Annotated in this window: 25 protein-coding genes; 9 read left to right on the top strand and 16 right to left on the bottom strand. The window is 69.0% G+C overall.

The window, feature by feature from the left end; genetic code table 11:
• The first annotated feature begins 89 nt into the window (after positions 1–89).
• The 3 genes from hutC (at position 90) to FM069_RS17870 (ending at position 3,792) form a co-directional block, all read left to right on the top strand.
• Positions 90–830, top strand: a complete 741-nt coding sequence (gene hutC, locus FM069_RS17880) for a histidine utilization repressor (RefSeq protein WP_143489743.1) — start codon at positions 90–92, stop codon at positions 828–830.
• Between the two features lie 91 nt (positions 831–921).
• Positions 922–2,271 (top strand): prephenate-dependent tRNA uridine(34) hydroxylase TrhP, encoded by a 1,350-nt coding sequence (gene trhP, locus FM069_RS17875; protein WP_143489742.1) that lies wholly within the window; start codon positions 922–924, stop codon positions 2,269–2,271.
• Between the two features lie 66 nt (positions 2,272–2,337).
• Complete coding sequence (locus tag FM069_RS17870; RefSeq protein ID WP_143489741.1) at positions 2,338–3,792, top strand: phospholipid carrier-dependent glycosyltransferase; 1,455 nt, start codon at positions 2,338–2,340, stop codon at positions 3,790–3,792.
• A gap of 61 nt (positions 3,793–3,853) precedes the next feature.
• On the opposite strand, the gene zwf is transcribed toward FM069_RS17870, so the two are convergent.
• Positions 3,854–5,278 carry a glucose-6-phosphate dehydrogenase gene (gene zwf, locus FM069_RS17865; protein ID WP_218570312.1) on the bottom strand — a complete coding sequence of 475 codons (1,425 nt, stop codon included), beginning with the start codon at positions 5,276–5,278 and terminating at the stop codon, positions 3,854–3,856.
• 179 nt (positions 5,279–5,457) lie between these two features.
• Between zwf and hexR the strand changes: the two genes are divergently transcribed.
• The 6 genes from hexR to FM069_RS17835 all read left to right on the top strand — a co-directional run bounded on the left by hexR (position 5,458) and on the right by FM069_RS17835 (position 9,279).
• On the top strand, positions 5,458–6,327 hold the full coding sequence (gene hexR / locus FM069_RS17860; RefSeq protein ID WP_143489739.1) for a transcriptional regulator HexR: 870 nt from the start codon (positions 5,458–5,460) through the stop codon (positions 6,325–6,327).
• A gap of 183 nt (positions 6,328–6,510) precedes the next feature.
• A complete protein-coding gene (locus FM069_RS22385) occupies positions 6,511–6,984 on the top strand; it encodes a glycoside hydrolase family protein (RefSeq protein ID WP_143489738.1) in 474 nt (157 codons plus the stop codon).
• Positions 6,926–7,246, top strand: coding sequence for a lysozyme (locus FM069_RS17850; RefSeq protein WP_143489737.1), 321 nt, complete (start codon positions 6,926–6,928; stop codon positions 7,244–7,246). The genes FM069_RS22385 and FM069_RS17850 overlap by 59 nt, the downstream gene beginning before the upstream one ends.
• Entirely contained in the window at positions 7,233–7,727 is a 495-nt protein-coding gene (locus FM069_RS17845; protein ID WP_143489736.1) for a hypothetical protein, read from the top strand. The genes FM069_RS17850 and FM069_RS17845 overlap by 14 nt, the downstream gene beginning before the upstream one ends.
• A 207-nt stretch (positions 7,728–7,934) precedes the next feature.
• On the top strand, positions 7,935–8,168 hold the full coding sequence (locus FM069_RS21925; RefSeq protein WP_233282079.1) for a PA3496 family putative envelope integrity protein: 234 nt from the start codon (positions 7,935–7,937) through the stop codon (positions 8,166–8,168).
• 106 nt (positions 8,169–8,274) lie between these two features.
• Positions 8,275–9,279, top strand: a complete 1,005-nt coding sequence (locus tag FM069_RS17835) for an Ldh family oxidoreductase (RefSeq protein WP_143489735.1) — start codon at positions 8,275–8,277, stop codon at positions 9,277–9,279.
• A gap of 292 nt (positions 9,280–9,571) precedes the next feature.
• Here FM069_RS17835 and FM069_RS17830 read toward each other — a convergent pair whose 3' ends face one another.
• The 15 genes from FM069_RS17830 to FM069_RS17760 all read right to left on the bottom strand — a co-directional run bounded on the left by FM069_RS17830 (position 9,572) and on the right by FM069_RS17760 (position 24,840).
• Entirely contained in the window at positions 9,572–11,149 is a 1,578-nt protein-coding gene (locus tag FM069_RS17830) for an aldehyde dehydrogenase (NADP(+)) (RefSeq protein ID WP_143489734.1), read from the bottom strand.
• A 239-nt stretch (positions 11,150–11,388) separates the two neighbouring features.
• Entirely contained in the window at positions 11,389–12,306 is a 918-nt protein-coding gene (locus FM069_RS17825; protein WP_143489733.1) for a dihydrodipicolinate synthase family protein, read from the bottom strand.
• Positions 12,307–12,478: 172 nt separating this feature from the next.
• Positions 12,479–13,516 carry a trans-3-hydroxy-L-proline dehydratase gene (locus tag FM069_RS17820; RefSeq protein WP_143489732.1) on the bottom strand — a complete coding sequence of 346 codons (1,038 nt, stop codon included), beginning with the start codon at positions 13,514–13,516 and terminating at the stop codon, positions 12,479–12,481.
• Between the two features lie 32 nt (positions 13,517–13,548).
• Complete coding sequence (locus tag FM069_RS17815) at positions 13,549–14,271, bottom strand: amino acid ABC transporter ATP-binding protein (protein ID WP_143489731.1); 723 nt, start codon at positions 14,269–14,271, stop codon at positions 13,549–13,551.
• Positions 14,264–14,914: an amino acid ABC transporter permease gene (locus FM069_RS17810; RefSeq protein WP_143489730.1), complete on the bottom strand. Its 651-nt coding sequence runs from the start codon at positions 14,912–14,914 to the stop codon at positions 14,264–14,266. The genes FM069_RS17815 and FM069_RS17810 overlap by 8 nt, the downstream gene beginning before the upstream one ends.
• A gap of 10 nt (positions 14,915–14,924) precedes the next feature.
• Entirely contained in the window at positions 14,925–15,590 is a 666-nt protein-coding gene (locus tag FM069_RS17805; RefSeq protein ID WP_143489729.1) for an amino acid ABC transporter permease, read from the bottom strand.
• A complete protein-coding gene (lhpI, locus tag FM069_RS17800) occupies positions 15,583–17,358 on the bottom strand; it encodes a cis-3-hydroxy-L-proline dehydratase (RefSeq protein WP_143489728.1) in 1,776 nt (591 codons plus the stop codon). Before lhpI ends, FM069_RS17805 begins: the two co-directional genes overlap by 8 nt.
• 87 nt (positions 17,359–17,445) lie before the next feature.
• The gene (locus tag FM069_RS17795; RefSeq protein WP_143489727.1) at positions 17,446–18,258 is read right to left on the bottom strand and encodes an ABC transporter substrate-binding protein; all 813 of its coding nucleotides are present in this window, start codon (positions 18,256–18,258) and stop codon (positions 17,446–17,448) included.
• 286 nt (positions 18,259–18,544) lie between these two features.
• Positions 18,545–19,291, bottom strand: a complete 747-nt coding sequence (locus tag FM069_RS17790; RefSeq protein ID WP_407681595.1) for an AraC family transcriptional regulator — start codon at positions 19,289–19,291, stop codon at positions 18,545–18,547.
• 103 nt (positions 19,292–19,394) lie between these two features.
• Positions 19,395–20,642 carry an NAD(P)/FAD-dependent oxidoreductase gene (locus FM069_RS17785; RefSeq protein ID WP_143489726.1) on the bottom strand — a complete coding sequence of 416 codons (1,248 nt, stop codon included), beginning with the start codon at positions 20,640–20,642 and terminating at the stop codon, positions 19,395–19,397.
• Entirely contained in the window at positions 20,639–20,875 is a 237-nt protein-coding gene (locus FM069_RS17780; protein ID WP_143489725.1) for a (2Fe-2S)-binding protein, read from the bottom strand. Before FM069_RS17780 ends, FM069_RS17785 begins: the two co-directional genes overlap by 4 nt.
• Entirely contained in the window at positions 20,872–22,017 is a 1,146-nt protein-coding gene (locus tag FM069_RS17775) for an NAD(P)/FAD-dependent oxidoreductase (protein ID WP_143489724.1), read from the bottom strand. The genes FM069_RS17780 and FM069_RS17775 overlap by 4 nt, the downstream gene beginning before the upstream one ends.
• On the bottom strand, positions 22,014–22,949 hold the full coding sequence (locus tag FM069_RS17770; protein WP_143489723.1) for a 4-hydroxyproline epimerase: 936 nt from the start codon (positions 22,947–22,949) through the stop codon (positions 22,014–22,016). Before FM069_RS17770 ends, FM069_RS17775 begins: the two co-directional genes overlap by 4 nt.
• A 175-nt stretch (positions 22,950–23,124) precedes the next feature.
• Positions 23,125–23,838 carry a GntR family transcriptional regulator gene (locus tag FM069_RS17765; RefSeq protein ID WP_143489722.1) on the bottom strand — a complete coding sequence of 238 codons (714 nt, stop codon included), beginning with the start codon at positions 23,836–23,838 and terminating at the stop codon, positions 23,125–23,127.
• A 75-nt stretch (positions 23,839–23,913) separates the two neighbouring features.
• Positions 23,914–24,840, bottom strand: a complete 927-nt coding sequence (locus tag FM069_RS17760) for a LysR family transcriptional regulator (RefSeq protein WP_143489745.1) — start codon at positions 24,838–24,840, stop codon at positions 23,914–23,916.
• Between the last annotated feature and the right edge of the window lie 67 nt (positions 24,841–24,907).

Genomic DNA, 24,907 nt, shown 5'->3' with positions numbered 1-24,907 from the left:
GGGCACGGGGGCGTCCGGACGGGGCGGGGGAGCGGCGACCATAGCACGGCCGCCGCGCAGGCTGGCCGCCAGCGGTTATGCTATGGCCCATGGACATCCCCGGGCCGCAACCCCAGTACCTGCGCATCAAGACCCACATCCTCGCGGCGATCCGTGACGGCGCGCTGCGCCCGGGCGACCGAATCCCGGCGGAGACCAGCCTGGCCGGGCAGTTCGGGGTCAGCCGGATGACGGTGAACCGCGCCATCCGCGAGCTGGCGGACGCCGGCGTGGTGCAGCGCTTCGTCGGCGACGGCACCTACATCGCCGAGCCGCGGGCGGAGTCGCCCCTCACCGAGATCCGCAACATCGCCGAGGAAATCCGCAACCGCGGCCACCAGTACAGCGCCCGGGTGGTGACCCTGGTGCAGGTCAGCGCCGACGAGGACATCGCCCAGCGCCTGGGGCTGCGCCTGGCTGAGCCGGTGTTCCACAGCCTGATCGTGCACTGCGAGAACGAAGTGCCGGTGCAGCTGGAGGAGCGCCACGTCAATCCAGCACTGTGCCCGGACTACCTGGAGCAAGACTTCCTGCGCATCACCCCGAACCAGCACCTGACCCGTACCTGCCCGCTGACCGACGTCGAGCACCTGCTCAGCGCGCGCCTGCCCGGGCCGCGGGAGCGGGACCTGCTGGGGATCGCCGGGGACGAGCCGTGCCTGCTGCTGCTGCGCCGCACCTGGAGCGGCGGCCGGCTGGTGAGCGTCGCCCGGCTCTGGCACCCCGGCAGCCGCTACGCGCTGCGCTCCCACATCCACCTGGCGGACGCGGGACCGGGCCACGACGCCTGAGGGCCTGGCACCGGCATAGACCTGGGTCAATGGCGGCGCGGCCGCGGCTGTCTAGAATCGCCGCCCCTGCGTTTCCTGCCGACCCGCCACGATGCCCACGACCCTGCACCGCCCCGAACTGCTGTCCCCCGCCGGCACCCTGAAAAGCATGCGCTACGCCTTCGCCTACGGCGCCGACGCGGTCTACGCCGGCCAGCCGCGCTACAGCCTGCGGGTGCGCAACAACGAGTTCGACCACGCTCACCTGGCCGAGGGCATCGCCGAGGCCCACGCCGCCGGCAAGCAGTTCTACGTGGTGGTGAACATCGCCCCCCACAACGCCAAGCTGAAGACCTTCCTCAAGGACCTGGCGCCGGTGCTGGAAATGGGCCCGGATGCGCTGATCATGTCCGACCCCGGGCTGATCATGCTGGTGCGCGAGCAGCACCCGACGATGCCGGTGCACCTGTCGGTGCAGGCCAACGCGGTGAACGCGGCGAGCGTGGAGTTCTGGCGGCGCCAGGGCCTGACCCGGGCGATCCTGTCCCGGGAGCTGGCGCTGGAGGAGATCGAGGAGATCCGCGCCCAGGTGCCGGGCATGGAGCTGGAGGTGTTCGTCCACGGCGCCCTGTGCATGGCCTATTCCGGGCGCTGCCTGCTGTCCGGCTACCTCAACCGCCGCGACCCCAACCAGGGCGCCTGCACCAACGCCTGCCGCTGGCAGTACGCGCCGCGCCCCGGGGCGGAGGACGAACTGGGGGCCATCGTCGAGCCGACCCTGGGCTGCGGGCCGAGCACCGGGCAGGTGTTCCTGTTGGAGGATGGCAACCGCCCGGGCGAGCCCCTGAGCGCGTTCGAGGACGAGCACGGCACCTACATCATGAATTCCAAGGACCTGCGCGCCGTGCAGCACGTGGAGCGCCTGGTGCGCATGGGCGTGCATTCCCTGAAGATCGAGGGCCGCACCAAGTCCCACTACTACGTCTCCCGCACCGCCCAGGTGTATCGCCAGGCCATCGACGACGCGGTGGCCGGGCGGCCCTTCGACATGCGCTTGATGGACACCCTCGAATCCCTCGCCAACCGCGGCTACACCGAAGGCTTCCTGCGCCGCCACGTGCATGACGAATACCAGAACTACGCCCATGGCTACTCCCTGTCGGAGCGTCAGCAGTTCGTCGGCGAACTGACCGGCAAGCGCCGTGGCGAATTGGCCGAGGTGCGGGTGAAAAACCGCTTCGCCGTAGGCGACCGCCTGCAACTGATGACCCCGACGGGCAACCACGACTTCCGGCTGCCGGCCCTGGAGAGCGCCTACGGCGAGCGTACCGACGTGGCCCTGGGGGACGGCTACACCCTGTACCTGCCGCTGCCGGCGGAGGTCGACCCGGAATACGGCCTGCTGATGCGCTACCTGGACGGCGCCACCACCCGTGGCGCGGCGGCCCAGGGCGCGGCGTGAGAAGCCGCCGCGTTGCTGGCGTTTCGCCGGTATGATGCCGCGCCTGTCGTTCCGGAGTACGACCCCATGACCTTCATCGCCCGCTGCCTGCAGTCCCTGAGCGGGCCCGCCTCGACCACGCCCCGCCTCGATCGGTCATACCCGGGCGAAGCGCACCGGAATCAGGTGAACGCGGGATGGTTGCGCCTGGTCGGGCGGACCCTCAACCGATCGCACCTGAGCCGGTCACACCTAAGCCGGTCGCACCTGATCCCGCTGGCCGGCCTGCTGGTGGCGGCGCTGGTCAGCCGCTTCCTGTGGTTCGGCCACCCCCATTCCGCGGCGATCGACGAGGTCTACTTCGCCGAATACCTGTCGTCCTACCTGACCGGCACCTTCTACTTCGACACCCATCCGCCCCTGGCGCGGTTGCTGGTGGCGGGGTTCTACGCCCTGGCCGGCGGCAAGCCGGTGCCCTTCGGCACGCCGTGGAACCTGGAATTCCCCGACGACGACTACCTGCTGCTGCGCTTTCTGCCCGGCCTGGTGGGGAGCCTGTTGCCGCTGCTGGGCTACGGCTTGTTCTACCGGCTGTTCCGCCGCCGGCGCCTGGCCGTGCTGGGGGCCGGCCTGCTGTTGCTGGACAACGCGCTGCTGGTGCAGTCGCGCTTCCTGTTCTTCGACGTGTTCCTGCTGGCGTTCGGCTTCGGCTCGCTGTTCTGCTACCTGCTCTACCGGGAGCGCGGCGGCTGGCGCTGGCTGCTGGGCAGTGCGGCCCTGGCCGGGGCGGCGATCTCGGTGAAATGGGTGGCGCTGCCCTTCGTCTTGTTGCCGATGTTCCTGGACTACCTGGCATTCATGCGCGGCGAGCGGCGCCTGGACGGTGTGTCGAAGACCGGCGCGGTCATGCTCGCTGGCGGCGCGCTGGTCTACGTGCTGGTGTTCGCCGTGCATTTCCAGCTGCTGCCGCGCTCGGGCCCGGGCAACGTCTACGTCTCGCCGGCCTTTCAGCAGACGCTGGAGGACTCGCCCTTCAAGGCCCGCACCGACATCCCGCCGCTGTCGTTCTTCGGCCGCTTCGCGGAACTGAACCGGGAGATGTACCTGGCGAACCTGCGCATGAGTGGCCATCCGTTCAGCAGCCACTGGTACGAATGGCCATTGGACGAGAAGGCCCTGGGGTATTGGCAGCGAGGCGAGACGAGCATCCAGCTCAAGGGCAACCCGCTGCTTTGGTGGAGCGGCTCGGCCGCCGTGGCGCTGCTGGCCCTGGCGTTGCTGCTGCACCCGCCGCTGTGGCGCGACCGGGTGGCGTCCCTGGCCCTGCTGGGCTACCTGGCCAACTGGCTGCCGTTCGCGCTGATCGACCGGGTGATGTTCATCCACCACTACCTGCCGGCCCTGGTGTTCAGCCTCATCGCCCTGACCTGGCTGGTGTCGCGGGTCCCGCTGCTGGCCCGCCATGCCCCCTGGCTGCTGCTGCCCTATGCCGCCGGGTTCGTGCTGCTGGCGCCGCTGAGCTACGGCCTGGCGCCCTGGTAGCCGCCCGCGGGCGCGGAGGGTCTTCCCCGCGCCTGCATAGCCCCCGGCGCACGCCGGGCATTCACTCCAGCCAGGCGTGGCCGTGGCGCTCCAGCAGGTTGTGGGCCTGCTCCGGGCCGCTGGTGCCGGCGGCGTAGGGCCGCGGGCTCTGGTAGTGCTCCTGCCAGCCGCGCAGGATCGGGTCGACCCAACGCCACGCGGCCTCCACTTCGTCGCGGCGCATGAACAGCGTCGAGTCACCCTCGATCACGTCCAGCAACAGCCGCTCGTAGGCGTCCCAGCGACGCTTCTGGGGGAAGGCCTGGGCCAGGTTCAGGTCCAGCTCCACCGGGGTCAGGCGCATGCCCTTGCCCGGGCTCTTGGCCATCAGCTGCACACTGATGCGCTCTTCCGGCTGCAGGCGGATCAGCAGGCAGTTGGCCTCGCCGCCCTCGAACAGCCGGTGCGGCACCGGCTTGAACTGGATGAGGATCTGCGAGCCCTTCTTCGCCATGCGCTTGCCGGTGCGCAGGTAGAACGGCACCCCGGCCCAGCGCCAGTTGTCGATGTCCACCTGCACCGCGACGAAGGTCTCGGTGTCGCTGTCGTTGTCGACGTTCTTCTCGAAGTAGTAGGCCGGCACGTCATGGCCGCCGATGGTGCCGGCGCCGTACTGGCCGCGCACCGTCTTGTCCTTCACGTCGAGGCCGGCGATGGGCCGCAGCGCCTCGAGGATCTTCAGCTTCTCGTTGCGTACCGACTCGGCGTCGAAGCGCACCGGGGCCTCCATGGCTACCAGGCAGAGCAGCTGCATCAGGTGGTTCTGCACCATGTCGCGCATCGCCCCGGCGTGGTCGTAGTAGCTGCCGCGGTTCTCCACCCCGAGGGTCTCGCTGACGCTGATCTGCACGTGGTCGATGTGCCCGGCGCGCCAGACCGGCTCGAACAGCGCGTTGGCGAAGCGCAGTGCCATGAGGTTCTGCACGGTCTCCTTGCCCAGGTAGTGGTCGATGCGGAACACACGGGATTCGTCGAAGACCGCGCCGATGGCCACGTTGATCGCCCGGGCCGATTCCAGAGAGTGGCCGATGGGCTTCTCCAGCACGATACGCGCCTCGGGGCCGGCCAGCCCGGCGCTGGCCAGGTGGGCGGCGATGTCCTCGAACAGGTCGGGCGCGGTGGCCAGGTAGTAGACCCGCACCCGCCCCTCCGCCGGGCCCAGGCGACGGGCGAGGCGATCGAAGTCCGCGCGCTGGGAGGCGTCGATGGCGTGGTAGTCCAGGCGCTCGGCGAAGTCGCGCCAGGAGTCGATATCGAAATCGGCCCGGGCCACCTGGGCCCGACAGTGCCGTTCCACCAGCGCCCGGAAGGCGTCGCGCTCCCGGGCTTGGCGGGCCAGGGCGATGATCCGCGTCTGCGGGTGCAGGCGCCCCTCGTGGTGCAGGTAATAGAGGGCGGGCAGCAGCTTGTGCAGCGCCAGGTCGCCGGTGCCGCCGAATACCAGCATGTCGCAGGGTGTCGTCAAGGGAGGCCTCCGCGTGCGTTGGTTTGGGGGTGCAAGGGTTCTTGTAGTATAACTACAAGACCACTACAGCCCGCCGTGCGGCGATCATAGCCGACTCAAGGCCCACTCAGGCGTGTCTGCCGGCCCGGCACGCGGCGTACCGACCCATGACAGAGACTCCCGTGAACCTGCTGCAACACATCGCCCAATCCCGCCACCTGCTGCGCAAGTCGGAACTCAAGGTCGCCGACCACGTGCTGCTCGACCCGGCGGCGGTGATGCACAGCTCCATGGCCGACCTGGCCAGCAGCGTCGGGGTCAGCGAGCCGACCATCGTGCGCTTCTGCCGCGCCATCGGCTGCAGCGGCTTCCAGGACCTCAAGCTGAAGCTGGCCCAGAGCCTCGCCGCCGGCGCCAGCTTCGGCCAATTCGCCATTCACGAGAACGACTCGGTCACCGACTTCAGCCTGAAGATCTTCGACACCACCCTGCACACCCTGATGGAAGTGCGCGAGCGCCTCGACCCCCAGGCCCTGGAGCGCGCCATCGCCGCGATCGCCCACGCCCAGCGCATCGAGTTCTACGGCTTCGGCGCCTCCGGCGCGGTGGCGGCCGATGCCCAGCACAAGTTCTTCCGCCTGCTGCTCACCGCGGCGGCGTACTCCGACCCGCACATGCAGGCCATGTCCGCGGTCACCCTCAAGCCCACCGACGTGGCCATCTGCATCTCCCAGTCCGGCCGCTCCAAGGACCTGCTGATCACCGCCAACGTGGTGCGCGAATCCGGCGCGACCCTGATCACCCTCTGCCCCAGCCAGACCCCCCTGGCCGACCTCGCCACCGTCAACCTGGCCATCGACGTCCAGGAAGACACCGAGATCTACACCCCCCTGACCTCCCGCATCGCCCACCTGGTGGTCATCGACGTCCTCGCCATGGGCGTCGCCATGGCCCGCGGCCCCAGCCTGGTCAACCACCTCAAGAGCGTCAAACGCAGCCTGCGCAGCTTGCGGCTGTCGCCGAAGACGGTGAAGCAGGTGGAGGAACCTTAATTCTCGAGAGTTTCTTTTAAATAAGGCCTGTAGGCCTGACAGGTAAAAAATGGAATTCTATATTATCAACGGAAATGAATATAACTTGCCGCGAGCTGGATTAAAGGGCTATTTGTATAGCCCCCCAGGCGTTAAACCTTTCTATCCATAGGGACTGGTCGCGTACTTAAACTGAAAAAAGTTATGAGGCCTGCGCTCCAGAGTTTGGGTCCACTGCCCTGCTTATGTGATGCATTTTCTCTTAATGGAGAAACGTTACTTTTGCCTGATGCTACATCAGGCCTTTATTTGGGCGTTACCAATTTTGCCGTGGTCTCTCAATCAAATACTGCTCTTCGTTTCGATAACTACAATTGGTTGAAGCTGAGGACTTTTTTGTCTGGCAGCGCCTCAAAAGAAATTCCTGTTTACGAAACTACGCGGAAGCAAAGAACGGATATAAATGAGTTGAGATTGGAAGGAAAATCCATTATCAAGGCCTGGGAGGTTTTCAGTCCCCGTGCTTACAACGATGCAAAGGGCTATTGCACGATAGGCTACGGAGAGCTGATAGCGAAGGATCGCTGTGAAAGAATAACGTTGCCGCCGGAATATAGAAATGGCATCACCCCACAACAAGCAGATCAGCTTTTTGAAAAGCGCATACCCCGAATTTGAAAAAGGGCTACGGGATGCCATTACAGCCAAGCTTTTTCAATATGAATATGACGCTTTGATCTCGCTCCTTTTCAATTGTGGTGCCAGATACCTGGCTAGAGAATCGGCGCCTCAGTTAAAGAAAAAATTGAATTCAGGAGCCTATAGTGAAGCGGCGGTTGAGCTCTTGGATATTACGAGCGGAGGCATCAAGGGGTTAGTCAAGAGAAGGCAGTCCGAGGTCAATCTATTCCTAAAAGGAATTTATGATGCAACGCACTGAAAACAAGGACATGAAAATGTCTTTCGAGCTGATCAGGCTATTTGCTTTTTTTGTATTTTCATTAGCTACCTGCTTTGCTTTCTCTGCGGAAACAGAGAATTGGACATACTTCACTGTATCTGAAAACGACGTCCTTCATGAAGACTCGGATAAGCAAAGCAGGGTTGAAGCGATCAAGCGTTATGAAGGCCTGACTATACAGTTGACGGGTCAGCACTTAGAAATACCGGGCTATTGCTCGGCTGAAATTGCAAGGCATGATAGAACGCCCACTGAGCACTGGATGTCGAAAAAATCTGCTCAGATTTATTCCATGCTTTTCGAAGAGGAAAACATCCCGCTTGAGCACGTGATAACAGAAATTGAAGCCGTGTGGCCCGCTGATGAATGTCAGCCTCCATTCGATACCCTATTTGAAAACAGGGATTTTCTTGTTGCGGTGCTTCCTGGGGGATATCTGTTATTTTTCAAAAAGAATTAGATTTATATAGGGCTTTCAACGCTTTGTAACTGCGTGCAGTTTACCGATTTTTTTGTGATCGCTTTGAACTTTCATTATAAAAGCAGGCATTTCAAGCTTCGCTCACTATATTCCCATTTGGCAGATCAACGCTCCAGGCATCTTCCTACACAAATCTGTAACCAACCGCCCCCACACTGAAGCTCCCCTCGGATCGGGAGAGCGCACATGTCGCGTGATCATGACCGTTACACCATGGCCGGGCAGGCGGAGCCGATGGATCGCAAGGCGCGGGCGAAGCTGGAGGACAAGCGGCGGATGGCCTGGCGCCGCGCGGTGGAGTCGTACAACGAGACGCGCCGGTTGCAGCAGGAGTTGAGCGATTTCCCGGAGCTGGCCGGCGAGCGGTTCGGGCCGGGTGGGCGGCGTGGGGAGGATGCGCGGCAGCGGCTCAGGGCCTGATCGCGGGCTGTGCCGAATTCGTCGCGTTTCGACGGGAAAGCGGTCAAGCGGGCGCGGGCATAAGCCGGCACCTTAGGGGTTTTCAGCCGCGACCCGAGGAATGCCCATGATCCGACTGAGCCTGGACGAGGTCCACCAACTGGCCGAGGCCATCCTGCGCCATCACGGTTTCGCCGAGGACCACGTGCAGGCGGTGGCCGACGCGGTGTTCGCCGGCGAGCGCGATGCGTGCGCCTCCCATGGCCTGTGGCGGCTGCTGGGCTGCATCGACACGCTGCGGGCGGGCAAGGTGGTCCCGGACGCGGAGCCCGAGGTGATCGACCAGGCGCCAGCCATCGTGCGGGTGGATGCCCGTGGTGGTTTCGCCCAGGTGGCGTTCCAGCGCGGCGTGCCGGTCTTGGTGGAGAAAGCCCGGCAGGCCGGGATCGCGGCGCTGGCCATCAACCACTGCGTGCATTTCTCCGCCTTGTGGGCCGAGCTGGAGGTGCTCACCGAGGCCGGCCTGGTGGCCCTGGCGTGCACGCCGAGCCATGCCTGGGTGGCGCCGGCCGGCGGGCGCAAGCCGCTGTTCGGCACCAACCCCATCGCCTTCGGTTGGCCGCGCGCGGGGCGCGATCCGTTCATCTTCGACTTCGCCACCAGTGCCATCGCCCGGGGCGAGATCCAGCTCCACGAACGCGCCGGCAAGGCGATTCCCCTGGGCTGGGGCATCGACGTCGAGGGCCAGCCGAGCACCGACGCCAGCGCCGTGCTGAAGGGCGCCATGCTGACCTTCGGCGGCCACAAGGGCTCGGCGCTGTCGGCCATGGTGGAGTTGATCGCCGGCCCGCTGATCGGCGACCTGACCAGCGTCGAGTCCCAGGCCTGGGATGCCGGCACCGGTTCGTCCCCCTACCACGGCGAGCTGATCATCGCCCTCGACCCGAAGCGTTTCCTCGGCGATGCGGTGGACGAGCATCTGGCCCGCGCCGAGGCGCTGTTCGCCGGCATCGAAGACCAGGGTGCGCGGTTGCCGTCGCAACGACGCTATGAGGCGCGGGCCCGCAGCCTGAAAGACGGTGTGGAGATCCCGGAAAAACTGTACGAGGACCTGCGCGCCCTGCTGCGCTGAGGCGGGCAGCTCTCGCCGAGCCGTTGAATGAGCAAATCGCGCCCGGATGGACTCGGCGCCTCACGGGGGTGTCGAGCCGGCCTGGGCCTGAGGCGTATATCGCTTCCCTTTCGTCTTCGACCCCGGCAGCCTCGACCTGCCGACCTGCCGACCTGCCGACCTGCCGACCTGCCGACCTGCCGACCTGCCGACCTGCCGACCTGCCGACCTGCCGACCTGCCGACTCATTGAGCCGGCCGCCATCCGATGGAAAAGCGCCCGGCCGCCGCATGGCCGGGCAGGGATACCGAGCCTACAGCGGGTCGCGGCTCGGCTGGCCATCCACCAGGCGCAGCAGGCCCAGGGGGTTGGCGTTCTTCAGGGCGTCCGGCAGCAGCGCATCGGGGCAGTTCTGGTAGCACACCGGGCGCAGGAAGCGGTCGATGGCCAGGGTGCCCACCGAGGTGCCGCGGGCGTCGGAGGTGGCCGGGTAGGGGCCGCCATGAACCATGGCGTCGCACACCTCCACGCCGGTGGGGTAGCCGTTGAACAGCACCCGCCCGGCCTTCTGTTCCAGCAGTGCCAGCAGTTCGCCGTGGGCGTCCAGGTCCGCCGGTTCGGCGATCAGGGTGGCGGTGAGCTGGCCATGCAGGCCGTGCAGCGCGCGCACCAGCTCGGCCTTGTCGGCGGCTTCCACCACCACCGTGGCGGGGCCGAAGACTTCCTCCTGCAGCAGCGGGTCGCCGTCCAGCAACAGCGAGACGTCCGCCTGGAACAGCTGCGGCTGGGCCTGGTTGCCCTGCTGCGGCGCCCCTGCCAGGTGGCGGATGCCCGGGTGGCCCTGGAGTGCGGCCAGGCCGTTCTCATAGCTGCGCAGGGTGCCGGCGTTGAGCATGGTCTGCGCCGGTTGCGCACCCAGGCGCGCGGCAAGGTCGTCCAGGAAGCGGGAGAAGGGCGTCGAACGCAGGCCGATCACCAGCCCCGGGTTGGTGCAGAACTGCCCGCAGCCCAGGGTGACCGAGGCGGCCAGTTCGGTGGCGATGGCCTCGCCCCGGGCATCCAGGGCCGCGGGTAGCAGCAGGACCGGGTTGATGCTGGACATCTCGGCGAACACCGGGATCGGCTGCGGGCGCGCCGCCGCCATGTCGCACAGGGCGCGGCCGCCGCGCAGGGAGCCGGTGAAGCCCACCGCCTGGATCGCTGGGTGCTTGACCAGGGCCTCGCCGACCCCGCCCCCATAGATCATGTTGAACACCCCGGCGGGCATGCCGGTGCGCTCGGCCGCCCGCAGGACGGCGTCGGCCACGCACTCGGCGGTGGCCATGTGGCCGCTGTGGGCCTTGAACACCACCGGGCAGCCGGCAGCCAGGGCCGCGGCGGTGTCGCCGCCGGCGGTGGAGAACGCCAGGGGGAAGTTGGAGGCGCCGAACACCGCCACCGGGCCGAGGCCGATGCGGTACTGGCGCAGGTCCGGGCGCGGCAGGGGCTGGCGTTCGGGCAGCGCGCGGTCGATACGTGCGCCGTGGAAATCGCCGCGGCGCAGCATCTGGGCGAACAGGCGCATCTGCCCGCTGGTACGGCCGCGCTCGCCCTGGATGCGCCCGGCGGGCAGCGCGGTCTCGCGGCAGACCAGGGCGACGAAGTCGTCCCCCAGGGCGTCCAGTTCGGCGGCGATGGCGTCGAGGAAGTCGGCGCGGCGGGCGGCCGGCAGCGCGCGATAGGCCGGGTAGGCGTCCGCCGCCGCGCGGGCCGCGGCATCCACCTCCGCGGGGCTGGCCTGGTGGAAGGTGTAGGGCAGGCGTTCGCCGGTGCTGGCGTCCAGGCTGTGGACGTGCACGTCGCCCGCGGCGCTGCGGGTGCCGCCGATGTAGTTGTGGCCGAGTAGCTGCATGAAGGTCTCCTGAGAACCGGGGAGCGAGGGAGGGGCCGGGAAGCCGGCCGCCAGGCGACGGGCCGGTTTCCAAGGGGGAGGGGAGCTGTGCGCGCAGGGCGATCCCGCTAGCCCGCGCGGCGCCCGCGTTCCCGCCCGGGGCGCCGGCGTGGTGACGGCTCCGTCCACCACGGGTCGCGCGAATGGCTGCGCCGGCCGTGGCCCGACCGAAGGAGTGCGGGCCTGTCACCGGCGGTGGATCAGAGCCCCACGTCCGGCAGGCTCGGGCGGTTGGCCAGGGCCTTGGCCATGATCGCCTGGACGTGGGCCAGGTCGTCGCCGCGCAGCGCCAGGCGCGGCGGACGGGTCAGAGCGCTGCCGCGGCCGGCGAGTTCCTCGCAGAGCTTGATGCACTGCACCAGGTCGGCGCGGGCGTCCAGGTGGAGGATCGGCATCAGCCACTCGTAGATCGGCATGGCTTCGGCGAAGCGCCCGGCCTTGCACAGGCGGAAGATGGTCTCGCCTTCCTTGGGGAACACGTTGGACATGCCTGAGACCCAGCCCTCGGCGCCCACCGCCAGGCTTTCCAGCACCACGTCGTCGAGGCCGGCGAAGAGGATGAAGCGGTCGCCCACTTCGTTGCGCACGTCGATGAAGCGGCGGGTATCGCCCGAGGAATCCTTGAAGCACACCACGTTGTCGCAGTCGGCCAGGGAAATCAGGATGTCCGGGGTGACGTCGTTCTTGTAGATGGGCGGGTTGTTGTAAACCATCAGCGGCACGTCGGCGTGCTTCGCCACGTAGCGGTAGTGCTCGGCGGTCTCGTAGGGCTTGGAGCCGTAGACCAGCGCCGGCATCAGCATCACCCCGTCGACCCCGGCCTTGCGCACCGCGTTGGCCACCTTGGCCGCCTGCACGCTGGTGAACTCGGCGACGCCGCAGATCACCGGCACGCGGCCCTTGGAGGCGTCCACCGCCACCTCGGTGACGGCGATCTTCTCCTCGGCGGTCAGGGAGGTGTTCTCCCCCACCGACCCGCAGACCACCAGGCCCGACACGCCATCGCGGATCACGTTGGAGATGACTTCGTGGGTCGCCTCCAGGTTGATGGAGAAGTCGGCATTGAATTGGGTGGTGACGGCGGGGAACACACCGCTCCAGTTGACGCTTCTGCTCATGGGGTAGCCTCCGGGCTGAATAATGTATTTCGTATACGATACTGCAAGAGGCACGGATTGCCAGGGGCGTCTCCGTGCCGTCCGACCATCGGCGCGCGGCCGTCTGGTCGGGTGGCGCCGGCAATGGGCCGTGCGCCGGTCTTCCTGGCGCCGTCGGCGACGGCGCTCGGGATCAGGGTTGCACGCCCACCGGCCAGGTGTCGGACAGGCGATAGCCCGTGGGCCAGGGGTCGCTGGGGTCCAGCAGGTGCTGGTGGGTGCCGGTGATCCAGGCGCGCCCGGATAGGCACGGGTAGATCGCCGCACGCCCGGCCACCTCGGTGAGGGAGTCGATCCGGCAGTGGAATTCCGAGCCGATGATGGAGCGGCCGATGAAGCGTTCGCCCACCTGCAGCTGGCCCTTGGCGTGCAGCACGGCCATGCGCGCCGAGCAGCCGGTGCCGCAGGGCGAGCGGTCGATCTTGCCGGGGCGGATGACCACCGCGTTGGCGCCGGTGGCGACTCCATTCTCGTAGCTCAGCGGGGAGGCGATCTGGCAGAAGGACAGGTGGTCCCAGTCCGGGTTCAGGGGGTGGACGAAGCCCAGCTGCTCGTTGGCCGCGCGGGTGATCTTCATTCCGGTGGCCACCAGGTCGGCGGCTTCGTCGGCCACCAGGGAGAAGCCCAGGCGCTGGGCGTCGACGATGACGAAGCTGTCGCCGCCATAGGCGGTGTCCACCTGCAGCAAGCCCAGGCCCTCCACCTCGATCCAGGCGTCCAGCTTGTCGACGAAGGACGGCACGTTCTTCACCTCGACCCGCTCGGCCTTGCCGTCGCGGCAGTCGGCGACCACTTCCACCAGCCCGCCGGGCGCCTCCAGGGTCAGCCGGGTCTGCGGCTCGGTCATGGGCAGGATGCCGCTGTCCAGCAGCACCGTGGCCACGCACAAGGAGTTGGAGCCGGACATGGGCGGCACGTCGGCCGGCTCCATGATGATCCAGGCCATCTGCGCCCGGGGGTCCTTCGGCGGCACCAGCAGGTTGACGTGGCGGAACACCCCGCCGCGGGGTTCGTTGAGCACGAAGTTGCGCAGGACGTCGTCGTGGGCGATCCAGCGCGACTGCTCCCAGAGGGTCTCGCCCGGGGGCGGCGCGACGCCGCCGACGATCACGTCGCCGACCTCGCCTTCGGCATGGCAACTGACCACATGGATGACTTTCGATGAACGCACGGTCGGGTCTCCTGGAAGGACGAAAGGGGCGATCAGTTCACCGACTTGAGGAAGTCGGCGGTTTCCGGTCGCTGCGGGTTGCCGATCACTTGGTCGGGGGTGCCGATCTCATGCACCAGGCCATTGCGGAAGAACGCCACGCGGTCCGACACGTCCCGGGCGAAGCGGATCTCGTGGGTCACCAGGACCATGGTCATGCCTTCCTCGGCCAGCAGGCGCATGGTGTCCAGCACCTCGCCCACCAACTGCGGGTCGAGGGCGCTGGTGGCCTCGTCGAACAGCATGTAGTCCGGCGACATGGCCAGGGCGCGGGCAATGGCCATTCGCTGCTGCTGGCCGCCGGAGAGCTTGCCGGGGAACACCTTGAGCTTGTCCCCCAGGCCGACGTGGGTGAGCTGCTTCACCGCCAGGGCCTCGGCCTCCTCGCGGCTCTTGCCCAGCACCTTGCGCGGCGCCAGCATCACGTTCTCCAGCACCGTCAGGTGGGGGAAGGCGTTCCATTGCTGGAAGACGATGCCGATCTTCTGCCGCAACTTGTTCAGGTCGGTGCCCGGGGCGTGCACCTCGGTGCCGTCGACGCGGATGCTGCCGCGCTTGATGGATTCCAGGCCGTTGATGCACATCAGCAGGGTGGACTTGCCGGAGCCGGAGCCGCCGATGATCGACACCACCTCGCCCTTGTTCACCGTCAGGCTGACGCCCTTGATCACGTCCAGCTCGCCGAACGATTTGTGTACGTTGTCGATCTCAATCATTTTCCTGCCACCTCGATTCCAGACGGGCGCCCAGGCGGGCCACCACCAGGCTCATGACGTAGTAGATGAGCCCCGCGATGCACAGCACCAGCAGCGGCTCCTGAATGCGCGTGACGATGGTCTGCGAGGCCCGCAGCAGCTCGACGATGCCGATCCACATCACCAGCGCGGTGTCCTTCATCACTGACAGCACCAGGTTCAGCCAGCCGGGGAAGGCCACCCGGGTGGCCATGGGCAGGACGATGTAGCGCAGGTCCTGGGTGTAGCTCAGGCCCAGGGAACGGCTGGCGCGGCGCAGGTTGAGGGGCACCGAGAGCACGCCGCTGCGGACGATCTCCGTGCAGAAGGCGGCGGCGTAGATGCCCAGCACCACGCAGGCCACGCTGAAGGCACTGATGTTCAGCCCGGCGATGCTCTTGAAGGCGTTGAACAGCACGAACTGGATCAGCAGCGGCACGCTGCGGAACACATCCAGCAGCCAGGCCAGGGGCAGCGTGGCCCGCGGCAGCAGGGCCCGCAGCAGGCCGCAGACCACTCCCATCAGGGTGCCGATGGCGATGGAGGCGAGGGTCAGCAGGATGGTGACCCAGGCGCCCTGGAGCAGGAACTGCAGGTCGTTCCAGGTGAGGCTCGTGGAAAACATGGTCATGCCCTCAGTAGCGGAACAGGCGCCAGGCCAGCAGACGGGCCACCGCCACGATCGCCTTGGCGATCAGGTAGTACAGGGCGGCGGCCAGGGCGAAGAACTCGAAGGTGCGGAAGGTCTTCACGTTGTAGTCCTGGGTGACGCCGGTGAGGTCGTCGTTGAGGCCGACGATCACCCCCATGGAGGTCATCAGCACCGCCCAGACCATCTGGTTGGTCAGCGGGTAGAACACCACCCGCAGCAGCTGCGGGATGACGATCAGCCGGTAGGCCTGGGGCGCGCTCATGCCCAGGGAGCGGGCGGCGCGCAGCTGGGTGTCCGGCACCGCCTTGAGCCCGCCGCGGAAGTTCTCCGCCAGGTAGCCGGCGTTGTTGAAGGTGATCCCGGCGAGCAGGGCGATCCACGAGCTGACGTGCAGGCCGAAGGCGCCCAGGCCGAAGTAGAGGATGTAGATCTGGAACAGCGAGGGCGTGTTGCGCGCGATGGAGATCCAGGTCGCGGCGAACCCCCGCAGCGCCGGGTTTTTGCCCTGGCGCATGAGGGTCAGCAGCAGGGCGATGAGCACGCCGAAGACCATCGACAGGGCGGCGGTCTCGAAGGTCACCCAGGCGCCGGCCAGCATGTCCGGCAGCGCCTTGAAGGCGGCGCGCCAGTGGAAGCTGTAGTCAAACATGAACAGGGATCTCCCGGGCGGCGCCCGCTTGCAGCCAGGCGGGCAGGCGGTCGCTGGCGACGCCGCTGCAGGCGGCCTCGACGCAGGCGGCCAGGCTGCCGAAATGCACCGGTCGGCCGACCAGCCCCGGCGCGTAGTGGGCGTACTTGCCCGAATTGGTCATCAGGGTGCGGGCGCCCGGCGGGATCACCGGCTCGCCGAGCATGCACCAGCAGGTGTCGGTGACGAACTGCACGCCGAAGGCCTCCAGGGCGGAGACGTGCCCGGCCTGCCGGGCGCGCTCGTGGATCGCCCGGCCGCAGGCCACCACCAGGGCCACGTCGGGGTGCTTGCGGCGGCCGGCGCAAAGGGCGGCGAGCTGCGCGCACTCGCTGAAGGAAAAGTGCGGGTTGCCCAGGGAAACCAGATCGACCCGGGGCTCCTGGGCGCTGTTCAGCTCGTGCCAGCTGCGCAGCAGGTCCGCCGCCTCGATGCGCAGGGTCCGTTGCGGGGCCTGGCCGCCCAGGGCCTGCTCCAGGGTGGCGGCCTCCGGGGTCACCCCGGCGATGTGGAACATCGGCGCGGCGGAGGTGGTGGCGAAGGCGGCGCCGAAGGCCTTGAGGGCGTCCGTGTCCGGCGCGGCCTGCTCCAGCCCCTCGATCACCGGGATCTCGCTGCCGCAGAGCAGGCCGACGTGGTAGCCCAGTAACGGGTAGAAGGCATCGTCCAGCTCGCCCAGGGGCGGCAGCTGGATGTGCAGGCGGGCGTGGCGCTGCGGCGCCAGGTGGCAGCCGATGCGCGGCGCGCGGCCGGTGAGGGCGATGCAGATATCCAGGTAATCCGGGTACTTCAGGGTGCGCGCGCCGAGCACGCTGTTAGCGTAGACCACCGCGTTGGATTCGGCCCAGACGATCTGCTCGCCGGCCTGGGGCGCGCTGTCCAGCAGGTACGGCGCGCAGGTGAAGCTGAGCTGCGCGCCCATGGCCATGTAGGCGTCGCCCAGGGCGGCGGCCGGCTCGCCGAAGGCGGCGTCGATGCCCTGCTCGCGCCAGCGGCGCTGGTCCACGGAAATGGAATTGAGGGTGGTCGGCACCCGCACCCGGGCGCCCCAGTCCACCAATTGCCGGGCGAAGCGCAGGCTGGCCGGGCCGGTGTAGATGCAGCCGTCGATGTGGGCCTGAGTGACATCCAGCAGCTCCTCGGCGCCCTGCAGCTCGGCCATGCGCAGGACGATGCCCATGGCCGCCTGGGCGGCCTTGCCGTGCTCGCCGGTCAGCAATGCGCGGTCGCCGTCGGTCAGGGCCAGGCGCGGCGTCCAGGTCGCTTGTGGCTCGCGGGAGGCGGAAGCCGCCGGGGCGGGCGTGGCGAGCGCAGCGCCGGCCTCGACCCGCGAGCCGTCGATCCGCACCTGGCGCTGCCCGGCCAGGGCGGCGAAGCCCTCGGGGCCGAGCACCAGTACCGGGATGGCGCGGCCGAACAGCTGCTCGGCCACCATCACCCCGAGGGTGAGGATGTCGTCCACCTGCTCCAGCAGCAGGGCGGCCGGCGCATGGCCGTTGAGGATCAGCTCCAGCATCACGCTGCTGCCGGTGCAGGAGCCGCGGCCGCTGGGAATCGCCAGCACCCGGCCGGTGACGATGGCCCCGCTGAGGGGATGGTGGCGGTCGATCACTTCGCCGCTGAACGGGTCGATGCCGCCCCAGAAGCTCAGGCCGACGTCGGCGTACAGCAGCTCGCCGTGGGCCGCGCCACCGACCAGGACACGGCCCTGCAAGGAAATCTCAGGCATCGTGGACTCTCGATTGGGAGACCCGGCCCGCGCCGGGCGGCCGGGCGAACCGGGTTGGGTTCCGGCGGCGGGCGCCGCCGGCGAGGCTCAGTAGTACACGCCGGGCACGGTGAGGTTGATCGGCTCGCCGCCCACCCACTTCTCGTACAGCTCGGCGTAGCGGCCAGAGCGCACCTGCTGGTTGACGAACAGGTTCAGGTAGTTGAGCAGGCCGTACTCGGTGCGCTTGCCCGCCAGGGACACGTAGTCGATGACGTAGGGCGCGTTGCCGGCGATCTTCAGGCCCTTGTACTTGCCGGACTTGAGGGTGGCGGCGGCCACGGTGTTGGTCACCACGGTGGCGTCGATGTGGCCTTGGGTGACCGCCAGGATGGTGTCGTTCTGGCTCTGGTAGGCGCGGAAGCTGCCGTTCCCCCAGCGCTTCACGTCCTTCTCCAGGGCGATCGCCTCATAGGTGCCGCTGGTGTTGCCCACCGGGCGGCCCTTGAGGTCGTCGAAGCCGTTGATGCCGGTGTCCTCGCGGGTCAGCACCACCATCTGGAAGGCGAAGTAGGGCACGGTGAGGCCCACGGTCTTGGCCCGTTCCAGGGTGTCGGAGGTGGAGGCGACGATCACGTCGGCGCGGCCGGAAACCAGGGCGGGGATGCGGTCGGGGAAGGGCGTTTCCACCACTTCGGCGTCGACCCCGAGGACCTTCGCCAGGTCGTTGCAGTAGTCGACGTCGAAGCCGGCGGGGGCGTTCTTGTCGTCGCGGAAGCCCATGGGCGGGAAGTCCAGGGTCACCGCGCAGCGCAGTTTTCCGGATTCGATGATGTCGTCGAGCTTGTCCGCCTGGGCCAGGTTCGCCAGGGAGGTGGTCAGTACGGCGCTCAGGGCTACGGCAAGGGTTTTCGTGTTCATGAAGACCTCGTGGCTAGGAAGCGGTGAGACATCTGATATTTCGTATACGTTATTCGTTTTGCAAGGCGTGTGCCGGCTTGTGGCGTCTTGGCGACGGCACGCGGAAGAAAATCGCAAACCCGTTTCTTTTCAGTCGGTTGGCGCTGCTGGACCGCGATGGGGAGGAAGAGGGCGGCGGTCGGCGATGCCTTCCGGGAAAGCGCGGGAACACCGGGGTGCTACAAAAGGGAGCAGCGGCGTTACGACCTGCCCGCTCACGCGGCGCGCGGTCGGGAGCGCGCCGGCGCTACCCGCGGCGGGTCTCGCGGTACTGGCTGGGGGAGAGCCCGGTGAGCGCCTTGAACTGCCGGCTGAAGGCGCTGTGGTCGGTGTAGCCGCAGCGCAGGGCGATCTCGGTGATGGGCAGCGTCTCCTCCGCCAGCAGCTGGGACGCCGCGCCCAGCCGGGCCTTGTGGATCATCTGCCGCGGGGTGAGCTGGAAGATGCGCTTGCAGTGGCGCTCCAGCTGCGCCACCGAAAGCCCGGCGATGGCGGTCAGCTCCGCCAGGCTGATGGCCCGAGCGTAGTGCTGGCGGATGTGGGCGTCCACCGCCGCCAGCTGCCGGTAGGCCGGGTGGCTGGACTGGGCGCCCGGCAGGTCGTGGGAAATGCCGGCCATGCCGACGATGGCCCCGCCGGCATCCCGCAGCGGCAGCTTGTGGGTCAGGCACCAGCCGGCCTGGCGCCCGGGGTAGAGGTGCAGCTCCAGCTGGTCCGCCAGGTGCGCGCCCTCCAGCACCCGGCGGTCCTGCTCGGTGTAGAGCGGGCCGAAGCGCGACGGGAAGACCTCCTCGGCGGTTCTGCCCAGCAGCGCCGCGGGAGCCTTCACCCCGCAGCGCTGGGCCAGGGTGCGGTTGACCATCACGTAGCGCGCCTGGGGGTCCTTGACGAAGAACACCACCCCCGGCATTGCGTCCAGCAGCGGCGCCACCTGCTGCAGATGGGCCAGCAGGTGCGCGAGGTCTTCGTGAGCGGAGTCGAGCAGCGGAGCGATCACGGCCGGGAGCCTGCCACGGATGCGGGGGCCGCAGTGTGACAAGCCCGCTGCCGATGTGCCAGCGCTCAGGGCCACGGTCGGCCGCCGCAGCGGCCGCTCCTCAGGCCTCGTCCTCCAGGCACAGCAGGGTCTCGATGCGCGCCGGCGACAGCGGCGGGCGCGGCGCCGGCGGGGTCCAGCCGAACAGCACGCGGGCCGCGCCGCCGCAGATGCGCCCCTGGCAGGCGCCCATGCCGCAGCGGCTGACCAGCTTGGCATCGGTCCAGCCGTCACGCCCGGCCAGGGCGGCGTAGGGCACGTCTTCGCAGCGGCACACCAGGGTGTCCGGTCGCGCCAGGGTCTTCAGCCGCGGGTCCAGGGCGAAGTCCCGGGCCAGGGCGTCGGCGAAGCGCTGCCAGCGCTGCCGGCGCGGGAACAGCCGGCGCGCCTGCGTCTGCTCGCCCACGGCCGCGTGGCCGGCGATGGCGCCTTCCACCAGGGCCAGCTCGCTGCCGCCGAAGCCGGTGCATTCGCCGGCGGCGTAGTGGTGGGGGCGGGAGGTGGCCTGCCAGTCGTCCACCGCCACCGCGTCGTCCCGCAGCGCGCATTCCAGGGCCTCGGCCAGCTGGGTGTTGGGCACCAGGCCGAAGCCGCAGGCCAGGCGCTCGCAGGCCAGTTCCACGGTGCTGCCGTCCTGCCACAGGCGCACGCCTTCCAGGCGGTCGTCCCCCAGGGCTTCCAGCACATGGCTGCCGGCGCGGTAGCGGTGATCGAACAGCCGCGCCGCCTGCAGGGCCTTGCCCGGCCAGCGCGGCAGGCCCGCGGTGAAGCGGGCCAGGGCAGCGAGGGGCGCCTGCTCGGCGATGCGCAGCAGGTGCGCGCCGGCGGCACGGGCGGTGGCCGCGCTGGCCAGCAGCAGCGGGCCGCTGCCGGCGATCACCAGGCGCTCGCCGGCCACCGGCAGGCCGCCCTTGATCAAGGCCTGCAGGCCACCGGCGCCGGTGACCCCCGGCAGGGTCCAGCCGGGGAACGGCAGCAGCCGCTCCCGGGCGCCGGTGCAGAGGATCAGGCGGTCGTAGCGCACCCGCCAGCCGCGGGTCGGGTCTTCCAGCAGCAGCGCCTGGGGACCGGCGGCGGCCACCACCCGGGTGCCGCTCCACACCGGGATGGCGTGCCGCTCCAGGCCGTCGCGCAGGCGCCGCGCCAGGGGCGGCAGGTGCGCCCCGGGGCCGTCGCGCCAGATCTGCCCGCCGGGCACCGGGTTGTCGTCCAGCAGGGCGATGCGCGCGCCGCTGGGCGCGGCCGCCAGGGCCGCGGCCATGCCCGCCGGGCCGGCGCCGACGATCAGCAGGTCGTAGTGCTCGCTCATGGCCGGGTCTCCACGCGCATGCCGGGCTGGCACAGGGTCTGACAGGCCAGGCGGCGCTGGCCGTCGATTTCCACCCGGCATTCCTGGCAGACACCCATGCCGCAGAACGGTGCGCGGCGCTGGCCGCCCACCGAGGTGCGGCTGCTGCCGTCGCCGCCCAGGCAGAGGGCCGCGGCCACGGTGGTGCCGGGGGCGACCCGCAAGGGGCGGCCGTCGAGGTGGACGTCGATCATGGGCGGGCCTCCTGGGCGGGCACGGCGGACTGCGCCAGGGGGAAGCGCTGCGGCTGGTAGGGGGTGGGATCGATGGGGGGACGCTCGTCGAACAGCTGCGCCGCCAGCAGCCGGGCGCTGGCCGGCGCGGTGGTGACGCCCAGGCCCTCGTGGCCCACCGCCAGCCATAGCCCCGGCTGCCCTGGGTGCGGCCCCAGCAGCGGCAGGCCGTCCGGGCTGGCGGCGCGGAAGCCGGTCCAGCTGCGGATGGCGTTGAGCCCGGCCAGGCCCGGCAGGTAGTCCAGGGCGCGGCGCAGCATGCGCGCCAGCACCGGGCCCTCGACGCGTCGGTCGAGGGTGTCGAACTGCCGCGAGGAGCCGAGGAAGATCTGCCCGGTGGGCCGCGGCTGGGCGTTGAAGGCCACCGAGGTGCCCTCGCTGGCGTGGGCGCTGGTGACGTAGCCCAGCTCCACCAACTGGTGATGGATGCGCCCGGGGTAGCGGTCGGTGATCAGCAGGTGGCCCTTCTTCGGCCGCAGCGGCAGGTCCGGGCAGAGGTCCGCGGCGTGGATGCCGTTGGCCAGGACCACCGCGTCGGCCCGCAGCCAGCGCTCGTCGGCCAGGCGCACCAGGTTGCCGCAGACCTGCACGACCTGCGCCGCGTGGCGGATGATCCGCGCGCCGCCCTTGGCCAGCAGCCATTCCGCGGCGTTGGGGGCGTAGAGGATGCCGTCGCCGGCCACCCGCAGGGCGCCGTGCAGGCCATCGCGCAGGGCCGGTTCCGCGGTTGCCAGGGCGCGGGCGCCCAGCAGCTGGCAGTCCAGCCCGTGGGCGGCGAGGGTGGCGCGCTTGGCGTCGGCGGCGGCCATTTCCACGTCGTCGGCGGCCAGCCAGAGGGTGCCGCAGTTGCGGTAGGCGCTGGCGTCGTCCAGGTCCGGCGCCAGGTGCCGCCACAGCTCCAGGGACCAGGCGCTCAGGGCCAGTTCCGCCGGGTTGTCGTCCATCGCCACCAGGTGGCCCATGCCCACGGCGGTGGCGCCGCCGCGGCGGTCGTCCAGCACCAGCACGTCCAGGCCGCGCCGGGCCAGCTCATGGGCGCAGGCGCTGCCGACGATGCCGGCGCCGACGACGATGACGTCGGCCCGCGCCTGCGCCGGGCTCACGGGCGGATGCCCCAGGCGAAGGGATCGTCCTCGTCCAGCAGCAGGGTGGCCTCGGCGCTGAGGTGGGCGGTGCCGCGGATCGTGGGGATGATGCGGCCGCCCTCGGCGGGCTCGTAGTGGCCCTCGAACTGGCTGCCGATCACGCTGGCCTGGCGCCACAGCTGGCCCGGCTGCAGCGTGCCGTCGGCCGCCAGGCAGGCCAGCTTGGCGCTGGTGCCGGTGCCGCAGGGGGAGCGGTCGTAGGCCTTGCCCGGGCACAGCACGAAGTTGCGGCTGTCCGCCTCGGCGTCGTCGGCGAACAGCTCGATGTGGTCGATCAGCCCGCCGTCCTCGCCGCGGATGCCCTGCTCGTCCAGGGCCTGCTGCACCGCCACCGTATAAGCGGTGAGGGCCTCCAGGTTGTCGCCGGCCACCGGCAGGCCGTGGTCGCTGACCAGGAAGAACCAGTTGCCGCCCCAGGCGATGTCGCCCACGACCGTGCCGTGGCCCGGCACTTCCACGCCGACCGCCTTGCGGTAGCGGTAGGCCGGCACGTTGCGCACGCTCACCGAGCGGTCGTCGTGCAGGGTCGCCTCCACGGTCCCCACCGGCGTCTCGATGCGGTGCACGCCGGGGCCGATGCGCCCCAGGTGGGCCAGGGACACCACCAGGCCGATGGTGCCGTGGCCGCACATGCCCAGGTAGCCGGTGTTGTTGAAGAAGATCACCCCGGCGCAGGCCTGCGGGTCCACCGGCTCGCAGAGCAGCGCGCCCACCAGCACGTCGCTGCCGCGGGGCTCCAGGACGGTGGCGGCGCGCCAGGCATCGTGCTGCTCGGCGAGCCGCTGGCGGCGTTCGGCCATGCTGCCCTGGCCCAGGTCGGGAAAGCCGTCCAGCACCAGGCGGGTGGGCTCGCCACCGGTATGGGAATCGAGGACACGGATGCGTTTCATGGGTCGGCCTGCGCGGGAAAGGATGGGCCAAGGGTGGCGGTTCGCGCGGGCAGCGGCTTGATGCGTTTCGGCCGGCCGCGAGACGAAATCGGCACAACGGCAGGGCGCGGCAGGCACGGCGGCGCCCCGGTACGCGAGGCGGCCGGCGGGGACTGCGGTGGGCGGTGCTCGGGGCTCAGCCGGCCGCGGGCCGGTTCGGCAGGTGCTCGTAGAGGGTGCGGCAGACGCCGACGATGTGATCCTCGATCAGCGCCGCGGCGCGGTCGGCGTCGCCGGCGCGGCAGGCGTCGAGGATGTCGCGGTGCTCATGGTCGGCCCGCGCCTTGCCTTCCGACAGGCTCATCTGCAGGCGCAGGTAGCGCTCCAGCTTGTCGTGGATGGAGCGGATCAGGCCCAGCAGGAACGGCCGCTGGGCCGGCTCGTAGAGGCAGGTGTGCAACTCCCAGTTCAGCTCGGCCCAGCGCCCCACGTCCTCCTCGCCGATGAACTCCTCGCAGATGCCCTCGGCGCGGGCGAAGGTGGCCGCGCTCATGTTGGGGATCGCCAGGCGAATCGCCTGCACTTCCAGCAGCACCCGCACCTCGAACATCTGCGCCAGCTCCGGCTCGGAGATACGGGTCACCACCGCGCCCTTGTTGCGCTGGAACACCACCAGCCCTTCCGCCTCCAGGCGCTTGAGGGCCTCGCGCACGGGAATCTTGCTGACGTTGAACAGGCGGGCGATGTCGTCCTGGCGGATCGGCTCGTCCTCGGCGAACTGCCCGGCGACGATGGCCTCGCGCAGGTGCTTGGCGATGATCTCCGAGGCGGACGGGGCGAGGCCGAGATTGGGCGGGTTGAAGCGGGACAGGGGCACGCGGACGGCCTCGGTGGGGAAAGTGGATATCATATACGACCGCAGCGAGCCTACCACCGGGGTGGCGTTCCGGGGACAGTTCCGGCGCGAACGCGCGGGCTGTCTCTCTCAGCGCCGTTGCTCGAAACGCTCGGCCAGTGCGCCGATCAGGTGGCGTTCTTCGCGAATGAAGGCGAAGAACGCCTCGGCCACCGGGGTCAGCCGTTTGCCCCGTGGGTGCACCACGCACCAGCTGCGGAACAGCGGCAGCTCCTCCACCGCCAGCTCCACCAGGCTGCCCTCGGCCACCTCACTGCGCACCGCGTGGCGTGGCAGCAGGGCCAGGCCCAGACCGGCCACCACCGCCTCGCGCTGGGCTTCCGAGGACGAGCACTCCTGGACCTGGGGAAAATGGGCGCGCTTCTGCTGGAAGTATTCCTCGCAGGCCTTGCGCGTACCCGAGCCCGGCTCCCGCACCAGCAGCGGGTAGGCCCCCAGGTCCCGCAGGGACAGACGCGCGGCGCGGACCAGGGGGTGGTCCGGCGGCGCCACGGCGACGATGGGGTAGTTGAGGAACGGCAGGAACTCCAGGGCCATGTCCGGCGGCACCAGGGACATGATCACCAGGTCGTCGCGGTTGTCCCCCAGGCGCTTCACGATCTGCCCGCGGTTGGCCACCGTCAGGTGCAGGCTGACCTCCGGGTGCTGCTGGCGGAACGCGGCGAACAGGTGCGGCGTGAGGTACTTCGCACTGGACTCCACCGCCAGGCGCAACTGGCCCTGCAGCGAGCCCTGCAGGTCGGACAGCTGCATGTCCAGACTCTGCAGGCGCTGGAAGATGTCCTCGCTGGCCTGCAGCAGCAGCTCCGCCACCTCGGTGCGGTAGAGCTTCTTGCCCACGTAATCGAAGAGCGGCTGGCCCACCAGCTCCTCCAGCTGGCGGATCTGCAGGCTCACCGCCGGCTGGGTGAGGGCCATCTCTTCGGCGGCGCGGCTGTAGGACTGCTGGGCGCAGACCGCGCGAAAGACCTGCAACTGGCGCAGGGTGATGCGCATCAGGGAGCGACGCATCCAGGGACTCCGGTGCTGGGGGCGGTCGCCAGTGTAGCGCCTGACTGATACG

The sequence above is a fragment of the Pseudomonas mangiferae genome (assembly GCF_007109405.1).
GTDB lineage: Bacteria > Pseudomonadota > Gammaproteobacteria > Pseudomonadales > Pseudomonadaceae > Pseudomonas_T > Pseudomonas_T mangiferae.
This window is presented reverse-complemented; position numbering and strand designations above follow the sequence as displayed.